Annotated in this window: 15 protein-coding genes; 8 read left to right on the top strand and 7 right to left on the bottom strand. The window is 46.4% G+C overall.

Features of this window, described 5'->3' with window-relative positions; all coding sequences use genetic code 11:
- The 8 genes from QUB10_RS17530 to QUB10_RS17495 all read left to right on the top strand — a co-directional run.
- Positions 1 to 567 (top strand): calcium-binding protein (locus QUB10_RS17530; RefSeq protein WP_445300790.1); only part of this gene is annotated, 567 nt, incomplete at its 5' end.
- A 641-nt stretch (positions 568 to 1,208) separates the two neighbouring features.
- Entirely contained in the window at positions 1,209 to 2,216 is a 1,008-nt protein-coding gene (locus QUB10_RS17525; RefSeq protein WP_333204032.1) for a threo-3-hydroxy-L-aspartate ammonia-lyase, read from the top strand.
- Entirely contained in the window at positions 2,197 to 5,424 is a 3,228-nt protein-coding gene (locus QUB10_RS17520; protein WP_333204030.1) for a DUF499 domain-containing protein, read from the top strand. Before QUB10_RS17525 ends, QUB10_RS17520 begins: the two co-directional genes overlap by 20 nt.
- A gap of 218 nt (positions 5,425 to 5,642) precedes the next feature.
- Positions 5,643 to 6,071, top strand: a complete 429-nt coding sequence (locus tag QUB10_RS17515; protein ID WP_333153784.1) for a DUF7680 family protein — start codon at positions 5,643 to 5,645, stop codon at positions 6,069 to 6,071.
- A 184-nt stretch (positions 6,072 to 6,255) separates the two neighbouring features.
- A complete protein-coding gene (locus QUB10_RS17510; RefSeq protein WP_333204028.1) occupies positions 6,256 to 6,639 on the top strand; it encodes a hypothetical protein in 384 nt (127 codons plus the stop codon).
- Between the two features lie 329 nt (positions 6,640 to 6,968).
- Positions 6,969 to 9,725: a DUF1156 domain-containing protein gene (locus tag QUB10_RS17505; protein WP_333204026.1), complete on the top strand. Its 2,757-nt coding sequence runs from the start codon at positions 6,969 to 6,971 to the stop codon at positions 9,723 to 9,725.
- 379 nt (positions 9,726 to 10,104) lie between these two features.
- Positions 10,105 to 13,272: an SNF2-related protein gene (locus QUB10_RS17500; RefSeq protein WP_333204025.1), complete on the top strand. Its 3,168-nt coding sequence runs from the start codon at positions 10,105 to 10,107 to the stop codon at positions 13,270 to 13,272.
- Between the two features lie 221 nt (positions 13,273 to 13,493).
- Complete coding sequence (locus QUB10_RS17495) at positions 13,494 to 13,799, top strand: small RNA NsiR4-regulated ssr1528 family protein (RefSeq protein ID WP_015178377.1); 306 nt, start codon at positions 13,494 to 13,496, stop codon at positions 13,797 to 13,799.
- A gap of 86 nt (positions 13,800 to 13,885) precedes the next feature.
- Here QUB10_RS17495 and QUB10_RS17490 read toward each other — a convergent pair whose 3' ends face one another.
- The 7 genes from QUB10_RS17490 to deoC all read right to left on the bottom strand — a co-directional run bounded on the left by QUB10_RS17490 (position 13,886) and on the right by deoC (position 20,539).
- Positions 13,886 to 14,797: an NAD(P)H-dependent glycerol-3-phosphate dehydrogenase gene (locus QUB10_RS17490; protein ID WP_333204022.1), complete on the bottom strand. Its 912-nt coding sequence runs from the start codon at positions 14,795 to 14,797 to the stop codon at positions 13,886 to 13,888.
- Positions 14,798 to 14,834: 37 nt separating this feature from the next.
- Positions 14,835 to 15,065 carry a hypothetical protein gene (locus QUB10_RS17485; RefSeq protein WP_333204021.1) on the bottom strand — a complete coding sequence of 77 codons (231 nt, stop codon included), beginning with the start codon at positions 15,063 to 15,065 and terminating at the stop codon, positions 14,835 to 14,837.
- Between the two features lie 61 nt (positions 15,066 to 15,126).
- On the bottom strand, positions 15,127 to 15,555 hold the full coding sequence (locus QUB10_RS17480) for an NUDIX hydrolase (protein WP_333204019.1): 429 nt from the start codon (positions 15,553 to 15,555) through the stop codon (positions 15,127 to 15,129).
- A gap of 90 nt (positions 15,556 to 15,645) precedes the next feature.
- Positions 15,646 to 16,872 (bottom strand): glycosyltransferase family 4 protein, encoded by a 1,227-nt coding sequence (locus QUB10_RS17475; protein WP_333204017.1) that lies wholly within the window; start codon positions 16,870 to 16,872, stop codon positions 15,646 to 15,648.
- Positions 16,873 to 16,899: 27 nt separating this feature from the next.
- Positions 16,900 to 18,471, bottom strand: a complete 1,572-nt coding sequence (locus tag QUB10_RS17470; RefSeq protein ID WP_333204015.1) for an MFS transporter — start codon at positions 18,469 to 18,471, stop codon at positions 16,900 to 16,902.
- Between the two features lie 231 nt (positions 18,472 to 18,702).
- Positions 18,703 to 19,578, bottom strand: coding sequence for a DNA repair protein RecO (gene recO, locus QUB10_RS17465; RefSeq protein WP_333204013.1), 876 nt, complete (start codon positions 19,576 to 19,578; stop codon positions 18,703 to 18,705).
- A 280-nt stretch (positions 19,579 to 19,858) separates the two neighbouring features.
- A complete protein-coding gene (gene deoC / locus QUB10_RS17460) occupies positions 19,859 to 20,539 on the bottom strand; it encodes a deoxyribose-phosphate aldolase (RefSeq protein ID WP_333204011.1) in 681 nt (226 codons plus the stop codon).
- Positions 20,540 to 20,842: the final 303 nt, after the last annotated feature.

Here is a 20,842-nt window from a genome sequence, read left to right as displayed (position 1 = left end):
ACTCCTGTCTTATTTACAGGAAGTGCGACAGCTAATAACGTCACCGGCACTGAGTTTGCTGACATCTTGAACGGCGGTTCTGGGGCCGACATTTTCGACGGCGGTTTAGGTAACGACAGCATCTTCGGCGGCGCGGGTAGCGATACTCTAAACGGCGGCGAGGGGAATGACACTTTAATCGGTGGTGTGGGAACCAATGTTCTCAACGGCGGTGCTGGTTTGGATGTGTTTGTGTTCACCGGAACTACTGCTGACGGCGGCGATTTTATTACCAATTACAGCACTGCTGAGGATCAAATTAACCTCGACAGCACTGGTTTTGCAGCCTTTACGACCGGATCTGGGCCTTTGGGTTCGAGTTTCTACGTTTACAGCAGCACAGTTTCTGTAACTGATCTCGAACTAAATTTAACCGGGCCGTCCATCATGGCTATCTACGACGGTTTGTCTGCGTCTACTAAACTGTATTACGATAGCAACGGTTCTACGGTTGGTGGTAACAGTTTGTTTGCCACTGTCGATGTCGATTTAGGAGTTTCCGGTAATTCTGAATTGTTCTTGTTCTAAACGGCAAGAATCCTAATCGGGATATCGGTACGGTTAGGGACACAGCAATGCTGTGTCCCTACAAGATACGGGTAAGGACACAGCCATGCTGTGTCCTTTTTTTTGGTAATTGTTAAACAATTTAGCTGCTATTTTTTTTGTAGGGAAATGGCATTGCCGTGTTCTCTTTTGCCTTGTTGTCGATGGTTGAAGTCGATCGCACTCGCGAGGGCAATTTCACCATCCAATCCGGTTTATTTTACCCGTTATATCCATGCCGATTGTATGGGAATAATTAAACCGCAGAGGACACAGAGGATACAGAGAAAGGGAAGAGAGAGATGAATAATTCCGATGCCAATGGATTTGATATTACCGAAAATCAGGACACTGCGCCGTGCTGTTTCCCTACAATTAATCGGGCGGTGGTTAAATTTGTATTCCTTAATCCCTCTCCTGTGCAAGTACAAACGCCCCTTTGATTTTTGATAGTAAATTGTCATAACTTTGATTTTAGTCCACAGCTTTTTTAACAATTAAGCGCAACCGCTAATGATAATTCTTAATAAGCTTATGATAAAAATTTATAATTTAATGGTAGGAGTAAAGCGGGAAATGCCCACCCTACAAATAGAGTCCTCGATCGCCCAGATCTAAAATCTATGAGTGCCGACTTCTGTGCCCAAAATCCTTTATCAGTCAGTTTTGCAGATGTGGAGGCGGCGGCAAATCGCTTGCAGGGCAAAGCTTTCAAGACGCCGGTGCTGACTTCGGAAACTTTCAACAAACGCACAAATTCTCAGGTATTTTTCAAGTGCGAGAACTTTCAGCGCACGGGTTCGTTTAAATTTCGGGGTGCTTGCAATGCTTTGATTCAGCTATCTGAAGCCCAAAAACAGCGGGGAGTGTTGACTTTTTCTTCGGGAAATCACGCGCAGGCGATCGCCCTTGCCGCACAGTTGCTACAAATTCCTGCTACTGTGGTGATGCCGGCAGATGCGCCAAAAGTCAAGCAAGAGGCGACTCGCGGCTACGGCGCAGAAATTATTTTGTACGATCGCACTCAAGTTGCGCGGGAAGATCTCGCCGCCAAAATTGCCGAGGAGCGACACTTGACAATTATTCCTCCTTATGATCATTCGTGGGTAATTGCGGGACAAGGTACGGCGACCCTGGAATTAATCGCAGAAGTTGGGGAGTTAGATTTGCTGCTGGTTTGCTGTGGTGGCGGGGGTTTGCTGTCGGGATGCGCGATCGCAGCAAAAACTTTGTCTCCGCAGTGTAAAGTAATAGGAGTAGAACCCCAGCAAGCAGACGATGCTGCGCGATCGTTCCGCACGAAAACGCTGCAAACTGTTACTAACCCGGATACGATTGCTGACGGTGCGCGCACGCCATCTTTGGGGAAATTAACCTTTCCTTTGGTTCTGCATTATGTTGATGATATGGCAACAGTTTCAGAAGAGGCAATTCGCAGCACAATGTTTTTTATGTGGGAACGCATGAAGATAGTTGTTGAACCGACAGGAGTGTTAGCGGCGGCGGCTTTGTTGTCAGGTGTGGTGCAGGCTGAAAATGCGAGGATTGGCGTGATTGTTAGCGGCGGAAATGTAGATTTTAATCATTTACCCAACACCAAAGGATCGTTAGATGCTGCCATTAATCTTTGATACCTGCGTGCCCAGAGATGAGATTTTATCGGGAGACTTGTCTCTAGATTTATTTGCAGCAAAATTGCGGCTGGTAGTCGAAGGAACTGCACCTCAAGTTTATCAAGATGCTAATAAATTCTTTGCCAATACCTTCGCAACTGATGGCATTAAAACCCTAATCCGGGAAGTTTTCAGCCGCTTGATGAAGCAAAGCGCCGGGGCGGGGGTGGTTCGTTTGGAAACGAGTTTTGGGGGCGGCAAAACTCACGATGAAATTGCACTCTGGCATATCTGCAAGCAAGGGCGAGAAATTCACGGATTGGAACGCTTTACAGATATTAGCGTTATTCCCGATCGCCCGATCGCCGTTGCAGCGATCGACGGTCGAGATTTAGACCCAGAACAAGGAGTTTATCACTCGGACAGCGGCTTGACAACCTACACTCTTTGGGGCGAAATTGCTTACCAAATTGGCGGGATTTCAGGCTATCAGTTAGTACACGGCAGCGATCAAAGCGGTGTCAGTCCCGGTACTTCGGTGTTAGAACGGTTGACGGGGGGACAGCCGACTGTGATTATTTTAGATGAAATTGCGCGGTATTTGCGATCGGCAAAAGCGAAAAAAATTGGCAGAAGCGATTTAGCCGAACAAGTGGTAGCTTTTCTATTTTCCTTGATGGATTTGGCCGCAGCCTGCGATAATTTAGTGTTGGTTTATTCCCTCGCCTCGACTGCAGATACTTTTGGGGAAGAAACGGCAGAATTGCAAGAAACGATGCGCGCTTCCGCAAGGCAAGAAAGGGTTTTGAGTCCTTCTACAGATATCGAAATTTACAACATCGTTAAACAGCGCGTGTTTGCCAGAGTTAGCGAGGAAGCGGCGCAAAAAGCGGCATCGGAATATTTGGCTGCTTATCGCAATTGCCGCGTTAATTTGCCCGATGGGTGCAAAGATGCGTCATACTCAAAAGCGATCGCCCAAAGTTATCCGTTTCACCCGGAATTGTTCAATCTTCTTACTAAAAAAATTGCTTCTATTCCCGAATTCCAGAAGACGCGGGGCGCTTTGCGATTGTTCGCGCAAGTCGTGCGGCATTTGTGGGAAAATCGCGACGGTTGGATGCCGATGATTCACACGCATCACATTCCTATAGGGATGGATGGCGAAATTACTAACGATCTGACTTCTCGGTTGCAACGATCGCCCCTGCGGAATGCGATCGGCGCTGATATCTACAATGCCGATGGTAGGGCGGCTTACGCACAATTGCAAGATGGGGAATGGATAGCAGCGGGAAAACCGCCGTTTTCTACTTGGGTAAGCAGAACAATATTTTTGCATTCTCTGACTCAGGGAAATTCTTCGGGTATTCGGCTGGCTGAGTTGAATTTGTCGCTGCTGACTCCGGGGGTTGACAGCGGTTTTGTCGATCGCGCTTTAGAAAGATTGACTAAGGTAGCCTGGTATTTAGACTCCGATCCGATCACATCTTTAGCCCGGTTTAAAGAAGAACCTTCGATCAACAAAATTATCACGGAGGAGAAGGAACAAGTTGGGAGGGGATTCGCGAAAGATGATTTGCGAACTCGCCGGGATAGCATTTTTGCCAAGAAATTCTTTACCTTAGTTTCTAATATCGAAAGTCCCGGAGATGTAGACGATAACCCGGATGATGTGGCTTTGTGCGCGATCGACTTTGACGATGCGACGGTGAATGCTTCTACCGACGCAGCCCCGGAATTAATCGAGAGAATTTTTAACAATAGCGGCGAATCGGGGAAGTTTCGCACCTACCGGAATCGGTTGTTATTTTTGGTGGCAAATCGGCTAGAATTAGAAACTGCGATCGACAATGCCAGAGAATATAAAGCTATTCAAAATATTCTCAAAAGTCAGAATCGGCTGGCAGATTTATCGGGAAGCCAGCAGAAGCAATTGAAGGAACGGGAAGGCGCAAAAGATATAGCTGTGAGAGTATCTTTGACTAATGCTTACCGCCATTTATTTTATCCTTCAAATGACCAAGTAAAAGCACCGAAAGGATTGATGCACTACACTCTTACCGCGCAGGATGCGAGTATGGTGAAAGGCAAAAACAACCAGCAAGATGTGATTCTTAAAGCCCTCAAAGATTGCGGCAAGATTCGCCCGGAAGAAGCTAAACCTTTCGCCCCGGCTTTTATCCTGCAAAAAGTTTGGCCTGCGGGGTTGGATAGTTGGACGACTAAGGCGCTGCGCGATGCTTTTGCTAAGGATTGGAGTTTGAATATTCTCCTTGATGCGGAAGTTTCGATGCTGCGGGAGACGATTCGCGACGGTTTGAAAATGGGCAATTGGGATATGAAAGTCGGGGAGAGACTATTTATCAAAACCGATGATAGCGTGTTGACACTGCCGGAGACGATCGAATTTAGCGATCGCGCCTCCCTATACAAGCGCGGCATTCTCGAACCTCCAGCGCCGAAAGAAGTGGAACTCAGCGCTCAATTGATGCCGAGTGCAGAAGCGGCAAAACCCGTGCGGGTGAGGTGGAAAGCGAAAGGAGCATTGACGGTTAGTTTGTATCAAGATAATACTTTAGTGCCGGGAAATTTCCGCCCTTCCGATGAGTATGACGCCACCATTGTTAATAACAGTATTTTTCGTGTGGTGGCCGATTACGGTAACGGTGAGACAGCAGAAAAAGCAACCAATGTCAATCTAAATCCTCAAGTTCCTAGCGTGCGAGATCCCAGGAATTCTGCTTATCTTGTAGAAACGCTACAGCCGAGTTTGTGGGATGCGAAACCGCCGATTATCGAACTCGACGGCACGATAAATGCGGTATTTGCGGGATTGGGCGATCGCATTAGCGACCACAAAGTGCAAGGCATCGAAGTGCTAGAATTGTCTGTGGATCAAGTAATGGATTATCGTAAATTGGGAACGGCAATTGCCCTATTGCAGCGGTGGCAACCGCAAATCGACCAAACCGCAACCATTCAAACCGGCGATCAATTTGTGCGGCTGGAATATCAAGGTCAAATGCGGGGATTTCAGAGCTTTTTCTCGACTATCAACAGTTTGTTGAACAGTCCCGACGCGCAAGCCGATGTTAGTTTGACACTCACCTTAGAATTCAAGCCAGCTTTGCCAGCAAATGCCTCGGATATTAGTAGTATAAAACAAACGCTCGATCGCAATCCAGTAGAGCGTCTAAATTTAATGGCAAGGGTCATATATTGAAACAGTTCGTATTTATCTGAGTCTAGATCCCCCTAAATCCCCCTTAAGAAGGGGGACTTTGAGTTACTTCCGGTCCCCCCCTTCTTAAGGGGGGCTAGGGGGGATCTAAGTTTAATTCTATTACCAACAATCTGTAACTACCTTTGAACTTAAGTTGATATCAATAAGCAGTGCCACGCCCCTAAAAACCTGGAATATGCTATAATTTTGATTATTTTATGCAAGAATTTCAATTACGAGTTTTGCCTTTACAAAATAACAATTTCGCATTAGAACTCTACCAATGTGCTTACAAGAAAGCCGGAGAGAAAAAACGTCCTGCTGCGAAAAAAATGGGGCGACTCAAAGGAAATGCTCTGGTTTTAGCCAGACAAACAATTTATGCAACTCTCAAAGCGAATAATTACGACCCTAAAAGTTTATCTCAGCAGCGACAAACTCCTTATATATTATCAGAAGAATCCGGCGTAAGTTTGGCGATTTTATTTCAATCGCTGCAACCGCTATCGAAAACCGAACGAATTGCGAATATTGCCGAGGGAATTATGGCGATGAGTAATGAAGAGGCACATTATTGGTTTGGAAAAATTGCCAATGGCAATCGTTCTAATGCTTTGAAAGCTTTGCGAATTTTATTGGGAGATTGATTCGATTTTACTAAAATCCTTGAGAAATCTCGTTTTTACGCTAAGTCTAGATCCCCCTAAATTCCCCTTAAGAAGGGGAGTAGGGGTTGACTTTGACTGCTTCCGGTCCCCCCCTTATTAAGGGGGGTTAGGGGGGATCTAGACTTCGATACAAACAAGCAAAATTTATTGGGAGATTAATCTGATGAAAGTTGCTGATTTGTCTAATGAAACTTTAGCCAAGATTAAAACAGTGCGGTGGGATCGGATTATTGAGAAGCATGAAGGGCCGGAGACATGGGAGTCGGAGTTTAGATACGGCGAACCTGAATTTATCGAGATTGAGGGGCGGTGGGTGTTATTGCCAGTTGAAGCATCTCGTCACCAAAATATCACGATTTTGCGGACAATTTGGAGCGCGGATGGCAACTCGCTGACTCTGTTTCTTAAGGATACAACTTTTGATGATGATATGTTTGTATCGGGATATATGGCTGTGTGCGATCGCCCAAAAGGAGAAGAGTTTTTCTTGGCAGTATTGTACCACGAATGGTTTATCATTGAAAAGACGGAGGTATTTGAAAGTTGAGCGAGAAATTTTGGGATAATACCAATGCACATAGGAGTTGGGAATGAGTCCTTTTAGGGGCTGGCTAGGAGGCACAACCCGGAGATCCCCCCTAGCCCCCCTTAAGAAGGGGGGGACAAGATTTCAAGTCAAAGTCAACCCCTACTCCCCACAATAAAATTAAATCTTTGTGGAACAGGCATCTTGCCTGTTCCGGGCGGGCTAGAAGCCCAACCCCCTACTCCCCACAATAAAATTAAATCTTTGTGGAACAGGCATCTTGCCTGTTCCTAAAAACAATAACCAACAACCAACAAATCATGCGCCCTCACCTCTTCATCGAGAAAATCATGCCCGTAAATCTGCTAAACGAGCAGGTTTATTACGAACACGGCGGCAATCCATTTAAAGGATTGCATCGCTGGTATTCGCGCAAACCATTATCGTTTTCTCGCGCTTCGGTGTTGGGGTCGATTTTACCCGCAGATATCTCTTTAGAAGAGTTTGAATATTTGCTGGGATTGGAACCGGGGAAGGAAATTAAACTCTACAAAACTCCCCCGTCTTCGGTGCGAATTAAAAAAGTTCACGACTATTGCGAGAAGGTGTGGGGGAATCGCACACCGACGATTTTAGATGCGTTTGCGGGTGGGGGAAGCATTCCGTTTGAGGCGGCGCGGTACGGGTTGAATGTGTTGGCGTCGGATCTCAATCCGGTGGCGGTGGTGACGATGAAGGCGGCGATGGAATATCCGCTGAAATTTGGCCCGGATTTGCAGGAGGATATTGATAAATGGGTGAAATGGGTGGGGGATGAAGCGGAGAAAAGATTAACTGAGTTTTTCCCTTCTTTACCGGGGGAAACTGTGCAGACTTATTTGTGGGCTCATACGGTGGTTTGTCCGAGTTGTCAGTCGGTTGTACCGTTGAGTCCGAATTGGTGGTTGTATAAGCGGCCCGAAAAGCAGAATTTACATAAATGGTGTGCGGTGAAACCGATTCCTAACTTGGAAGAGAAGCGGGTTGATTTTGAGTTTGTGAAGGGGAAGAAAGGCAAGGATACGACGATTAAAACGGATGCGGGTGAATACGATCCAAATACCTTATCTACTTTAAGTAGAGCCGTTGGCAAATGCTGCAATTGTAATGCTGTTATCACAGAGCAAGAGATCAAACTTTATACATCTGTTAATAATTTTGGACATCAGCTATATGCAGTAGCTTATAAAAAAAACAAATCTGTATTAGAATTCCGAACTCCTGCTAATCTAGATTTTTACGGTCTTCAAAAAGCACAAGATTATTTAAATCAAACTTATGCGGAATTTATTATTAAGGGATTAATTCCCAATGAAGCGACCAGTACCGACTTGCACAATTCACCGGGCAATTATGACTATGGCTTACGAAAGTATGAAGACTTATTCAATTCCCGTCAGCTTCTAACGCTTGTCACCTATGTAGAAATTATCAACGAAGCTAAGGCGCTGCTACAGGCTGAGTACGAACCGGAGAAGGTAGAGGCTATCGCAACTTACTTAGCTTTAGTATTAGATAGATGTGTAGACCATAATTCTAGATTATCAGGCTGGCATTCAAGCCGTGCAGTAGTAGATAGAGCCTCTAAAACTCACGCTCTAAATTTAACGTGGAATTATCCAGAAATAAATGGGGCCGCAGAATTATGGCATTGGTGTGCTGATGCTTTTGCGTCAGAATATAAAAGTTTATGCGCTTTATTCGGCACAAAACCCCACTCAACCGGCTTACTCGGTATCGAACAATACGACCCCAAAACCATCCAAATCGATAGCGCATCCGCCGATAGCCTTTACTACATTCCCGACAATTCAGTCCATGCCATTATCACCGACCCACCCTATTATTCCACAATTCCCTATGCCGATCTTTCCGATTTTTTCTACGTTTGGATGAAACGAACACTAGGCGATATATTCCCCGATTTATTCTGGTCAGAACTTACTGAAAAAGCGAGAGAAGCTGTAGCGAATCCTTTCCGCTTCCGCAACATGGGCACATCCCCCGATGAACTCGCCAAACAAGATTACGAAGCAAAAATGGCGCTAGCTTTTAGCGAATATTACCGAGTTTTGCGCGATGACGGCGTGATGACAGTCCAATTCAACCATAAAGAATCCGGCGCGTGGGACGTACTCACAAAATCCCTCATTGATGCCGGTTTCGAGATTACCGCATCCTGGGCCGTCAGTACCGAAAACCCGCAAAACTTGCACCAAGCGCAGAAAAACTCGGTTTCTAGTACAGTGCTCCTCGTCTGTCGCAAACGCGATCCTAACGCCGCCCAAGCTTGGTGGGATGATTTGCGCCCGGAAGTCGCCAATCTCGTCGAACAACGCGCCCCGGAATTTGAAGCCAACGACATCAAAGGTATCGACCTTTATTTAAGCGCCTTTGGCCCGGCTTTAAATGTGTTCAGCCGTTCCTATCCCATCCTCGACAGCAGCGGCGAAGAAGTGCGCCCGGAAGTTGCTTTTGCTGAAGCCAGAAAAGCCATTGCAAACTATCGCTTCCGCAAACTTGCACAAACCGATACCGCCGGATTTGACGCCCTGACTCAATGGTATTTCCTCGCGTGGGATGCCTTTGGCGCTGTCGAGTTCCCCTTCGATGAAGCGCGACAACTCGCCCTCGCCGTCGGCGGTTTCAACGTCGTTGATTTAGCAAAAGTCTACAAATTAATTGACTCGACTAGCGGCACTTGCAAACTTTTGACACCGAAACAGCGGCTGAAAAAAGGAGCTTTTTCGGTCAATACGCAAGATTTTTCGATTACCTATTTAGTGGATGGATTGCACGCGATTATCGGTTTGTATCAGGAGGACGGAGATATTCAAATCGTGCGCGAGTTTATGAAAAAAACGGCTTTGACTGATAACGATAATTTCATGCGGGCGATAGAAGTGGCGCTGAAAGTGATTCCGCGTATTGGGGATGAGAAGAAACGCATCCCGGAGGAGAAGGCTTTGTTAGATTTGTGGTTGGCGATGGATGAGATTAAGGCGAAGGTTGTTTATGAACAGATGGAAATTCAGTTTGAGGGACAGTTGAGTTTAGATTTTGGTTAGGTGGTTGAAAGAATCAGGGGACAAAAGGGATACGGCGTTGTGCTTATTGGTGTCAACTTAAGCTGTCAGTCCGCTAGTCCTCTCGCCAACCCGCCAGTCCGCCAGGGAATGAATTCCCTGTCTCAAAGCGAAAGTCCTCTGAAGAGGACTAATCGACATCTGCAGACAAGCCTGTAAAGGGCAAGCAGGATGTCTACCCCACAATAATTATTGAAGATGACTAATGAGTTTTTCAGTCCTCTTCAGAGGACTTTAGCTTTGAGGCAGGGGTTTCAACCCCTGTCGGACTATTGGTGGTACTTTAAGGCAGGGCAGCGTGTTTTCCGTTGCCATATTATCAATGGTTATAACAAATAACCAATAACAAATAACTAATAACATGAATTTAACAGATTATCCCTGGCGCATCAGCTATTCTAGCAACGAAAATAACCCGATCGCCGATTTCTACATTCCCGCGCTAGAATGTGCTCTACAGTACGATCGCAAATCCGGCTTTTTCAACAGCGCCATCCTCAGTAAAGTAGCGCAGGGATTGGGCGCAATGCTGCACAATCAAGGGCGGATGCGGTTAATCATGGGCTGTCAATTCAGCCCGCAAGACTTGCAAGCTATCCAACAAGGTTACGCCCTCCGAGATGCAGTTACCATCCGCCTCGATACCGATTTACAGCCGCCCAAAACCTTCGCCCAACTCAAACATTTTGAAATCCTCAGTTGGCTGATTCAAAACAGTTATCTCGATATTAAAATCGCCGTTCCCCTCAAATCTAACGGCTTACCAATAGATACTGAAAGTTTACTCGATCGCCAGCATATTTTTCACGAAAAAGTCGGCATTTTCACCGACTGTAACGGCGCACAATTAGCCTTTAGCGGTTCCAATAACGAATCTCTCAGCGGTTGGGAAAGCAACGTTGAATCTTTCCACGTTTATTGTGCTTGGGAAGGCGGCAGAGATGCAGAACGAGTTTCTGAAGAGATTTTTCGGTTTGAACAGTTGTGGAACAATTTATCGCCGAATGTGCGCGTTTTTGAAGTGCCGGAAGCGGTGAAAAATAAGCTGCTAAACTACGCGCCCAGCAGTAAACCTGTGTGGAATCGGGAGGAAGGTTCGGCAACGGATTTTGTAGCGGATGTAACGGATGAGGAAGGTTCGGCAACGGATTTTGTAGCGGATGTAGCGGATGTAACGGATGTTAGGAGTCGGGATTTAGGAGGAGTTGTTGGGGATTCTGAATTATTCCTAGATTATGCTAAATTTGAACCGCTTTTCAATTTGTACGCTTCGCCAAGTTGTCTCGATTATTGTTTGAAATCTATTCCGATCGCACCTTGGCCGCATCAGATTAAGATATTGCGTAGAGTGGCGGCAAATTTCCCGAAAAGTTTCTTAATTGCCGATGAAGTTGGATTGGGAAAAACCATCGAAACTGGGTTAATTCTGCGTTACTTACTCGTCAGCCAAAAAGTTAAGCGCGTGTTAATTTTAGCACCAGCCAGCATTCAGCCGCAATGGCACGAAGAATTGCGCGAAAAATTTAACTTGCACTTTTGGAGTTATAGCAAAGGTGAATTAAAAAATCCGCATGGGGAGAAAAGTCAGTCAGGGGAAGAAAATATTTGGAATTCCCAAAATCTCATTTTAGCATCATCTCATTTAGTCCGTCGGAGCGATCGCACAAAACAGCTTTTAGACGCGCAACCGTGGGATTTGGTGATTCTGGATGAAGCGCATCACGCCCGCCGCCAAAGCCCGCAAAACCGCAAGGAAACTCCGAATCGGTTGCTTGAGTTAATGCAGCAATTGAAAGAAAAAAGCCGATCGCTGTTATTATTATCCGCCACGCCCATGCAGATTGATGCGATCGAAGTTTTCGATTTATTGCAACTTCTCGGACTCCACGGACATTGGTCTTATGGTGAGAATTTCTGCAATTATTTTAGCACATTGTCGGAAAAGCCCGATCGCCAAAACTTGAATTTTTGGCAGCAGATGTCTGTGGATTACTTCCACCAAGGCGGTTCGCCCTGTACTCGGTTGCAGGAATATTTACAGAAGGGCGATCGGCTACTATATTATAAGTTGCGCGATGTCTGGGAAAAAAACCAGCGAGTCAACCCGAAACAAGTTGCTGAAGACACGGATTTTATCGCCGCTTCCCGCCAATATTTGACAGTGAATACTCCCCTCAAAGATTTGATGTTTCGCCACACCCGCGACACCTTGCGCCAATACTATCAGCGGGGATTGTTGGATCGCGATATTCCCCACCGCGCAGTCAGAGACAATGCGATTACATTAGAAAATAACCGCGAAGTGCCGCTTTATCTCGCCGTCAGCAATTACGTGCGCCACTTTTACAATCTAGCGCAAAAAGACAACCGCAAAGCGTTAGGATTTTTGATGACTCTTTACCGCAAACGCCTGACAAGTTCGTTTTATGCCATCCGCGAATCATTGCAGCGCCGCCTCGAAGGAATTAGCATTACTGAGGATGATTTTCAGGATTTAGATGATGCCGATGATGTGATTCTGGAAGGAATGGAATCTTATTTTGAACCAGCCGATCCTGAAGAAATTAAATATTTAGAAGATTTACTTTATCAATTTGAGAATACAGGCGAAGATAGCAAGCTTTCGCATTTTATCACAATTTTGCGTCAAGAACTAATCCAGCGCGAAAGTGCGATCGTCTTCACGCAGTACACCGACACAATGGACTATCTCAGAACTGCTTTACAACAATTATATGGTGCTCAGATTGCTTGCTATTCCGGGCGCGGCGGAGAATTGTATCAAAATGGCCAATGGCGAATTTTTCCGAAAGAACAAATCAAAACCAAATTCCGAGAAGGAATCATCAAAATTTTACTTTGTACCGAATCCGCATCAGAAGGGCTAAATTTGCAAACTTGCGGCGTTTTAATCAACTACGATATGCCTTGGAATCCCATGCGAGTCGAACAACGCATCGGCAGGCTCGATCGCATCGGCCAGATTTATGATACTGTAAGAATACACAATTTTTACTATGACGGAACGGTAGAGGCGAAGGTTTACAAGAAATTGCGCGATCGCATCGATGCTTTTCAAACCGTAGTCGGCAATTTGCAACCTATTCTGGCAACAGTTCCCACTTTCATCGAACAGGCTGTGATGAGTGCAGATCCCGAAGAAGAGGGCGTTTTGTTGGGAGAGTTCGATCGCATTTTAGACGCGCCGCCTCGCGGCCCGGCCCTCGATGAAATGGTAGCGATGGATGTAGAATCAGACTTGCAAGAAATCCGTCAACCTCTGCAGCCGACTTCTCTGTTTCCTGAAACAATCGAAAATTTGTTTGTCAATTCTTTGATTTTAAAGCAGATGGGCGCTATCTTCGATCGCTCGGAAAATCGCACTTGGCATCTCAACTATAAAAGTCGCGATTATTATATCACATTTTACCCGGATATCTTTGACGAAAATGCTTCCGTGCAATTGATGAGTTTTGGCAATCCGTTGTTTGAAGAAATGCTAAGTGCGATCGCCCTTGTGTTAAACTGATATCTTGCACCAATTTCAATAAGCCTTTTCTGAACAGGCAAGATGCCTGTTCCACAAAGAATTAATTTTCTTGTGGAACAGGCATCTTGCCTGTTGCTGACATTGGTGTAATATCTCAGTCAAATAGTCCTGAATCGAATATGTTTAGTTTATTTCACTTTTGGTACTTTTAGCTCTAAACTACTTTTAATGACGATCGTCCTTTTTATTTAATTTGCACAATGTCTTCAGAAACAAACTCAGCGGCTCAATCTACAACTGGTGCAGATGCGATCGATGTGGCGATCGCCTCTGGAATCGACTTTGACGGTACTCCGATTCCGCAAGCAAAATTAGACCTCTACAAGCAAGTGATGGGATTAGAAGCCGGCAGACAGCGCAGTGGCGTGTCAAATACAATGCGATCGCGCATTGTCCGAATCGGTGTCAAACACATCGGACAAGAGGAACTGGATAAAATGCTGGTGGCGGCCAACTTTGCACCGCTGAAAGAGAAAGAAATCGCTTTTTATTACGGCGGTAAATAGATAGTATTTATCCTATTTTTCCCAACTCTTGTGGGGTGGGCATCTTGCCCGCCCAAAAGCTTAAATTTTCATGCTAAAAAACTTACTCACTCCGGTTTCAAAGTGCGTTCCATCAGCGATAAAACAGCTTGTTCGGGAGTAATTTCCCCATTCAACAAGCGGTAAACTTGACGAGAAACAGGCACTTCAATGCCGCGTTGATTAGCCAAATCAATCAACACATTAGTAGTATTGACTCCCTCAGCAGTGCTCTGCAATTCGTGCAAAATTTGCTCTAATGATTTGCCTTTAGCCAATCCGAAACCAACCCGATAATTGCGCGATAAAGGACTGTTGCAGGTAGCGAGCAAATCTCCCAAACCAGACAAACCGTAAAAAGTTTCGGCGCGAGCTCCCAAACGAGAACCCACCCGAATCATTTCCGGTAAAGCGCGAGTCAGCAAAGCAGATTTAGCATTAGTTCCTAATTGTAAACCGTCGCAAACACCAGCGGCGATCGCAAATACATTCTTCAAAGTTCCCCCTAACTCAGTCCCCAGCGGGTCTTCATTCACATAAACCCGAAAAATATCGGAACTGTAAACATTTTGCACTTGCTTGGCCGCCGCTAAATCCAAACTCGCCGCTACCGTTGCAGCCGGCAAGCCCTGCTGAATTTCTTCGGAAAGATTAGGGCCGGAAAGTACCACAATTGAATTGTTAGGAAAGGCATTTTGCCAAATTTGAGATGGAGTCCGCGTGCTCGCGGGGTCTAAACCTTTGGTGACGGTAACTATAATTGTACTGGGACTTAACTCTAACGCAAGCAGTCGATCGACTGTTGCTCCAACTCCTTTCATGGAAACTGCCGAAACAACAACATCCGCACCTGTGATAACTGATTCTAGATTAACAGAACTGCTGCGCGACCACAAATTAACTCGATCGCCTTTTTTGCCTCCCAGATTGGCCAATGCCGAACCCCAAGCACCTCCGCCTAATATTGTCAAGCTTGCCATAGAATTTAGTTTAATGAACTCAGATTTTACACCATTCTCAAGAACGGGCTAGAAGCCCGTTCCACAATAACATTAATTTTTTTTTGTGGAACAGGCATCTTGCCTGTTCCTGACGTTCCACAATAACATTGAGTTTTTTTTGTGGAACAGGCATCTTGCCTGTTCCTGATATTATTACAATAACATTGAGTTTTTTTTGTGGAACAGGCATCTTGCCTGTTGCTGACATTATTACAATAACATTGAGTTTTTTTTGTGGAACAGGCATCTTGCCTGTTCCTGACATTAGTGCAAGATGTGAAATGAACAAAGAAACAAAAACTCCCCTCCTACAAACGCGGCCGCAATCCATAATGACGGTAACGCCAATAATCGCGCAAAATGCGATCGTGATCGAAACACAATTCACGAGGAATCTGCCAAGATTCAAAAATCTGTAAATTTTTAGCATCGTCAGCGGCTTGAGGTTCGCCCGTTGCAGAAGCCAAGAATACAATACTGATAGTGTGTTCGCGGGCGTCGCGATTTGGGTCGGAATAAACGTAAAATTGCTCAATTAATTCTACATTCAAACTCGTTTCTTCTAAAGCTTCGCGTTTTGCCGCCGTTTCTACCGCTTCCCCGTAATCGACAAAACCGCCGGGAAGTGCCCAGCCGTAGGGAATATTGCGGCGTTCGATGAGTATGATCGGCCGATGGGGGCGATCGGCTAACTCGATGATAATATCAACTGTAGGAGCGGGATTTTTGTATGTCATTTGTGAAGGAAGAAGGAAGGCACAACACGGATTTTGACACGGATACACGGATTAATTTCAACTGGTTCGGAGTTCCTTCTTCCTGCTGAATTATGCTAAACCGCGAAGTGGCACCCGCTGCTTTTGCAAAACCTCAGAGTACAGCTTTTCCAACTCAGTAATATTCTGACTGAGAGTGTAACGATCGATCGCCCGTTGGCGTGCTTTTTGACCAAGCAGCATTCCCAACTCAGGATGATCACAAAACAGCGGCAGCAAGGTTTGCAACTGACTTCGTACCCTCTGAGTGTTCAAAACTATCCCCGCGCCTTCCTCCAAGGCCTCGCCGTCAGCACCGGCATCGGTTGCCAAACAAGCTAAACCGCAGGCCATCGCTTCCAGCAAGGACAGCGACAGTCCCTCCACCAAAGAAGGCAAAATAAATACGTCAGCACCCCGGAGGATTTCGATCCGGCGTTCCTCCTCAGCAACAAATCCGAGCCACACAATGCCATCATCTTCGCCGTAAAACAGTTGCAGCGAGGCGGCTAGGGGCCCGTCGCCTACGATCGCCAATACGTTCCCAGGGCCAAAATTACAGTGTTTCCAGGCCTTGAGCAAAGCCTCGACATTTTTCTCCTGGGCAATGCGGCCTTGGTAAACAAAAATTCGATCGGCTTTTAATTCCGACTTCAACCCCGAAGGCCCTGGAGAATATTTAATGGCATCCACGCCGTTGGGAATCACGGCTACCCGTTCCTGTGGCACTCCCAACTTCACCAATATATCCCGCTGAATCTGAGAAAAAACGATCGTCGAGTCGTAGTTCGCCAAAAATGGAGCGTACAGTTGATACATCAGGTGTTGGGTTCCCGATGTCAAATTCCGCAATTTGCGATCGAACGGCGGGTGAAAAGTCGCCACCAGAGGCAAATTCAATTCTTGACAAATTTCCGGCAGCAAAAAGTCTAGGGGCGAAAGCGTCAGGGAAGCGTGAACAACATCGGGTTTGAGCCGCCGCAGAGATTTCATCAGCACTGTGCGGGACTTGAGAGTGGGAATCGTATAAATTTGCGATTTGTAGTGACAGGGTAAAGAGACTTCGTTGCAACTGGCGGACGAGAGCGAAGTGGTATATGAGGTTTGAGCAATTCCCTTGCCCCATGAACCATTTGCCATACTCCACCCCGTATTGTTCCTGTCCAGTGGGCCCGCTTCTTGGGCAAAGTGCAGGAAACTAACCTGGTATCCCCGGTCTAATAGTGCGTTGGTGACTTCCCTGGAGTAAGTGACGTTACCGCAAAAAGGTGATTTTTTTCCTAGCCAAGCGATGTGCATTCCAGTAAATCAGAGTTTGTTATTTATTTAGATTCGATCGACTTTGCTATTACTGCTACGGAAAATATACCAGGTTAAGACACCCCCAGCCATCGCTAATCCTGCTAAACCCAAAAATACTGTCGGCAAACCCAGAAAAGTTTCTGCTACCCCGGCCAAAGCCAACGGTAAACTCAAAGCGATATTAGTGGCATTGTTTTGCAGCCCGAAGACTTTTCCGCGCATTTCTTCTGGAGTTTCTGCTTGAATTGTAGTCTGCATCGGCACTCCCACCAATGAGGCAAATAAACCCAACAGGGTAATGAACAGCACCGATAGCCACAAATGCTGTGTAAATGCAGAAAGGCCCATCAGAGCAAGTGCCATGCCAATCGAGCCGATTAAACTCAGTTGGGAGTGAGAAAATTTATGGCCGAGATAGCCAACTGTCGTCGCCCCAGCAGCCATGCCAACGCCTACCGCCGCCAGCAAAAAGCCAAATTGTGATGCTTTCATACCGGGGAGGATTTCTGCCAGCCGCACTGCTAGAACTGCTAAGGCTGCAAAAATGGAAAATAGAATAATTAGTTGAATTAAAGCATTGCGGACTTTCGGTTGATCGTTGATGTAACGCAGGCCATCTCGCAAATCTGCTAAGGGGTGCGGCGGTTCGTGTTCGACTTCGTTTTTTTCGCCTGTTTGCATCGACAGCAACAGCACTCCGGCGAAGGCGTAACTTCCCCCTACTACTAATTCTTTGCCGATGCCGAGTCCGCCGCCGAGGTTGGAAAATAGGGTGTCGGCTAAAGCTAGTAAGGGTTCTCCCACTGCGAAGCCAATAATCACCGACCCCATCATGGTTGTGGTGTAGAGGGAGTTGGCTGATAGCAGGTGGCGGCGTTCCACAATTAGGGGAATCACTGACTGTTCTGCTGGCGCGAAAAATTGAGTTAAAGTCGAAACGAGGAATGTCACTAACAGCAGCAAGCAGAATCCGAGTGGCAGTTGACCGAGTTCCCACCCGTCAGAGAGCCACAGCAGCACTGGCAAGGTTAAAACGAAGGCTCCCCGCAGCAGGTTTGTGGCGACGAGCACTGCTTTTTTCGACCACCTATCGACATACACGCCTGCGGCGGCCCCGAACAGCACTGCGGGAATGGTAAAGGCGATCATGATTGCCGATACCCACCTGCTGATGGTTTGATCTGGCGCTTGAAAGCGGCTGGCCACGAGGGCGATCGTCAGTACGAGATAAACTTTATCTGCTAGTTGGGAGAAAACTTGCCCACTCCACAATGCTAGAAAATTTGGGTTTTTGAGCACTGGCAGAAATCCCGTTTGTTTTTCGGGAATTTCGGCTACTGCTTCGGGGAGTTCTGCTGCTGGCTCTGGTGTGGGAACCGGGGGGATTGCTTCGGGCTGTGGGCTATTGCCGTTGTTCCAGTCTGGTGCTGGAGTTGTGGGGTATTTATCCATTTCTGGGTCTGGGACGTTGCTCCATTGTCGATCGGCGGAGACGGGATAAGAGTCAAACTCTGGAAAATTTTCTCGTTCTTCCATCTTGTGGTGGGTTACGGCTAAAACAGATATTGTCAAATCAGAATCAGACAGTCGCATCATAGAATTTGGGGTGGATGGCCTGGGGTGGTTGAGGTTGGGGGGATGGGAATTTGAATTTGAGGTGTTAACCCCTAAGTTTATTAATAATCTCGTAACTTTATCTCTATCTATTATCTGATGTCGCAACTACCTTGAGAATTTACCTGAAAAGGCCGGCAGGTTCGGGTATCCGGCAGGCTGGGGGTGCGATGTACGATCGCCCCTTCACCTATTTAAATCCACACTCAAAATTTAAAACTCAAAACTCTCTAGGTAGGTGTCGATCGAGCTTCCCGATCGAATCGTGCAACCTAAATGATACTGGGCATATTGTCGCAAAATATTTTCGACAGATACCCAAGTTGTTCGATCGGCAATCCCCTCTCCTAGTTCTGGACTAGCCAACTGTTGCAACGCTGCTAATTCCTTAGCATTTATCTCGAAATTTGTCAAGTGTTTGCTGCCATTCGTTTGCCGGGAACGGGAAGCGGATTTGTACAAGCTACCGATTTCTGAAGAGAGTTCTGCCTCTAGCTTAGCTAGCTCGGACAAGCTGAAGGTTCCCCCAGAGGGTATACTAAACCCGGTTTGCCAGTTCGGATCGGTGAAATTTGGGATAAGCGGCTGTCTGGTGGCGCAGCAGACTTGGACTTGGGGCGCGAGGCCGGCTAAGGCTAGCAAGTGAAAAATGCCGTGGGTGAGGTGAGCAATCAGCACGGCGGCAGATTGGATTTCTGTGCGATCGGACAAACGCTCCAAACGGCTCAAATGTTCGCCCAGCAACCAAAAGAGTTCTTCTTGGGGCTCATCGGAAAGGGCACTGGCGATCGCCAATTCGGCCAGATATTGCGCGGCTGCGAGTTTCCCTAGGTTGCGGCTCAAACCCGGATGGGATTGTACCGTGTCGGCTTGGGTAATTTTGTCGAGCGATCGGCCTTTGGCAATTAGCAATTCGTTGACAACAAATAATTCGCTTCTACCGCCGATGGTCGATCGTTGTTTGCGAACACCCGGTGCTACGGCTCGAATTAAGCCGAATTCCCGCGTCAAAATTGTCAGCACTCGATCGGATTCCCCCATCGGCGCACTCTTGAGATTGATTCCAGTTGCTTTGTAAGTTCGAGTCACTCGATTTTAGATTTTAGATTTTAGATTTTAGATTTACTACAATACTTCGGACAGTTTCATTGTCCTCGTTGGTCGATCGACCTGGAACAGTCATTCTACAGTTGGCAATCAAAAACTGTCCGAAGTATTGTTATTAGACAGTAGCAAAAACAGTCCAGGACGCAGAACTTTTAGTTGTAGGGTGCGTAAGGGCGCACCAATTCCCAATTAGCTATTACCAATTAGCCATTGCTAATGACTACTAACTACTGACTAATGACTAATGACTACTGACTACTGACTAATGACTTTTATCTAAATTATCGCGCTGGCGGAGTAATTCCGGGCCACGAGAAGTCCCCAAACGAGTTGCCCCAGCTACTACCAAATCTAGAGCTTGTTCATGAGTACGAATTCCGCCGGCCGCTTTAATCCCAATCCGTCCCTTCGTAACTTCCTTCAGCAGTCGCACATCGTCAACTTTCGCCGGGCCAAAAAAGCCTGTGTTGGTTTTGATGTAAGCCACACCAGCTTCCATACAAATCTCAGCAGCTAATTGTTTTTCGGCATCCGAAAGCAGAGAACTTTCGATAATTGCTTTGATGGTGAGATTAGTTTCTTCGCAAATTTGGGCTAATTCTCGGTGGAATTCGTCGATTCTTCCAGCTTTCAACAATCCTAAGTTAACGGAGACATCTAACTCTACAGCTCCATTATCTGCTGCTTCTAGAGCTTCGTAAATTTTCACCGTTGAAGTCGAAGCACCGGTGGGAAAACCTATAACTGTACAGACTTTGGGACGTTTGCCGTGCAGCAGATCAACTGCTTGTCTGACGTAGGCGGGATACACGCAAACTGTGACAAACCCAAATCTCTCTGCTTGTTGGCAACAGAATTCTACTTGCTCTGGCGTGGCGGTGGGGTCGATCAGGCCGTAGTCGATCAAGGGGGCAATATCGATGTCTGCCTGGTTTGCAGCCATTGCTGTTTTTTCTCCGAAGTAACTACTTCCTTATTATGTAGCGAATTTACCAATTCTCGAATCGATTGACTTTTGCAGCCCAGCCCAAAATTGGAGCCAGGAGCCAGGAGTCAGGAGTCAGGAGGAAAGAGGAAGAAGGAAGGAGCCAGAATAAGTGTTTTTACAAATATGAGATGCTCCCCAATCTAAAATCTAAAATCTAACATCTAAAATCGATCGACTTTACTCCGGCCGATATCCATCACAAATACTCAATTCGCTGCTTGTAAAAACTCTTGTGGCGATTGGGAAACCAAATTTTTT

The organism is Microcoleus sp. B5-D4, from assembly GCF_036705145.1.
Taxonomy (GTDB): domain Bacteria; phylum Cyanobacteriota; class Cyanobacteriia; order Cyanobacteriales; family Microcoleaceae; genus Microcoleus.
Note: the sequence above shows the minus strand (reverse complement) of the source record. Positions and strands in the feature narration are given on the sequence as shown.

What these genes read in the sequence shown, in the direction of transcription:
- QUB10_RS17505 (WP_333204026.1), top strand. Translation starts at nt 6,969, where the DNA reads ATGCCCGTAAATCTGCTAAACGAGCAGGTTTATTACGAACACGGCGGC.
- QUB10_RS17520 (WP_333204030.1), top strand. Translation starts at nt 2,197, where the DNA reads ATGCTGCCATTAATCTTTGATACCTGCGTGCCCAGAGATGAGATTTTA.
- QUB10_RS17515 (WP_333153784.1), top strand. Translation starts at nt 5,643, where the DNA reads ATGCAAGAATTTCAATTACGAGTTTTGCCTTTACAAAATAACAATTTC.
- QUB10_RS17475 (WP_333204017.1), bottom strand. Translation starts at nt 16,872, where the DNA reads ATGCACATCGCTTGGCTAGGAAAAAAATCACCTTTTTGCGGTAACGTC.
- QUB10_RS17490 (WP_333204022.1), bottom strand. Translation starts at nt 14,797, where the DNA reads ATGGCAAGCTTGACAATATTAGGCGGAGGTGCTTGGGGTTCGGCATTG.
- QUB10_RS17500 (WP_333204025.1), top strand. Translation starts at nt 10,105, where the DNA reads ATGAATTTAACAGATTATCCCTGGCGCATCAGCTATTCTAGCAACGAA.
- QUB10_RS17485 (WP_333204021.1), bottom strand. Translation starts at nt 15,065, where the DNA reads ATGCCTGTTCCACAAAAAAAACTCAATGTTATTGTAATAATGTCAGCA.
- QUB10_RS17495 (WP_015178377.1), top strand. Translation starts at nt 13,494, where the DNA reads ATGTCTTCAGAAACAAACTCAGCGGCTCAATCTACAACTGGTGCAGAT.
- QUB10_RS17480 (WP_333204019.1), bottom strand. Translation starts at nt 15,555, where the DNA reads ATGACATACAAAAATCCCGCTCCTACAGTTGATATTATCATCGAGTTA.
- QUB10_RS17470 (WP_333204015.1), bottom strand. Translation starts at nt 18,471, where the DNA reads ATGATGCGACTGTCTGATTCTGATTTGACAATATCTGTTTTAGCCGTA.
- QUB10_RS17525 (WP_333204032.1), top strand. Translation starts at nt 1,209, where the DNA reads ATGAGTGCCGACTTCTGTGCCCAAAATCCTTTATCAGTCAGTTTTGCA.
- QUB10_RS17510 (WP_333204028.1), top strand. Translation starts at nt 6,256, where the DNA reads ATGAAAGTTGCTGATTTGTCTAATGAAACTTTAGCCAAGATTAAAACA.
- deoC (WP_333204011.1), bottom strand. Translation starts at nt 20,539, where the DNA reads ATGGCTGCAAACCAGGCAGACATCGATATTGCCCCCTTGATCGACTAC.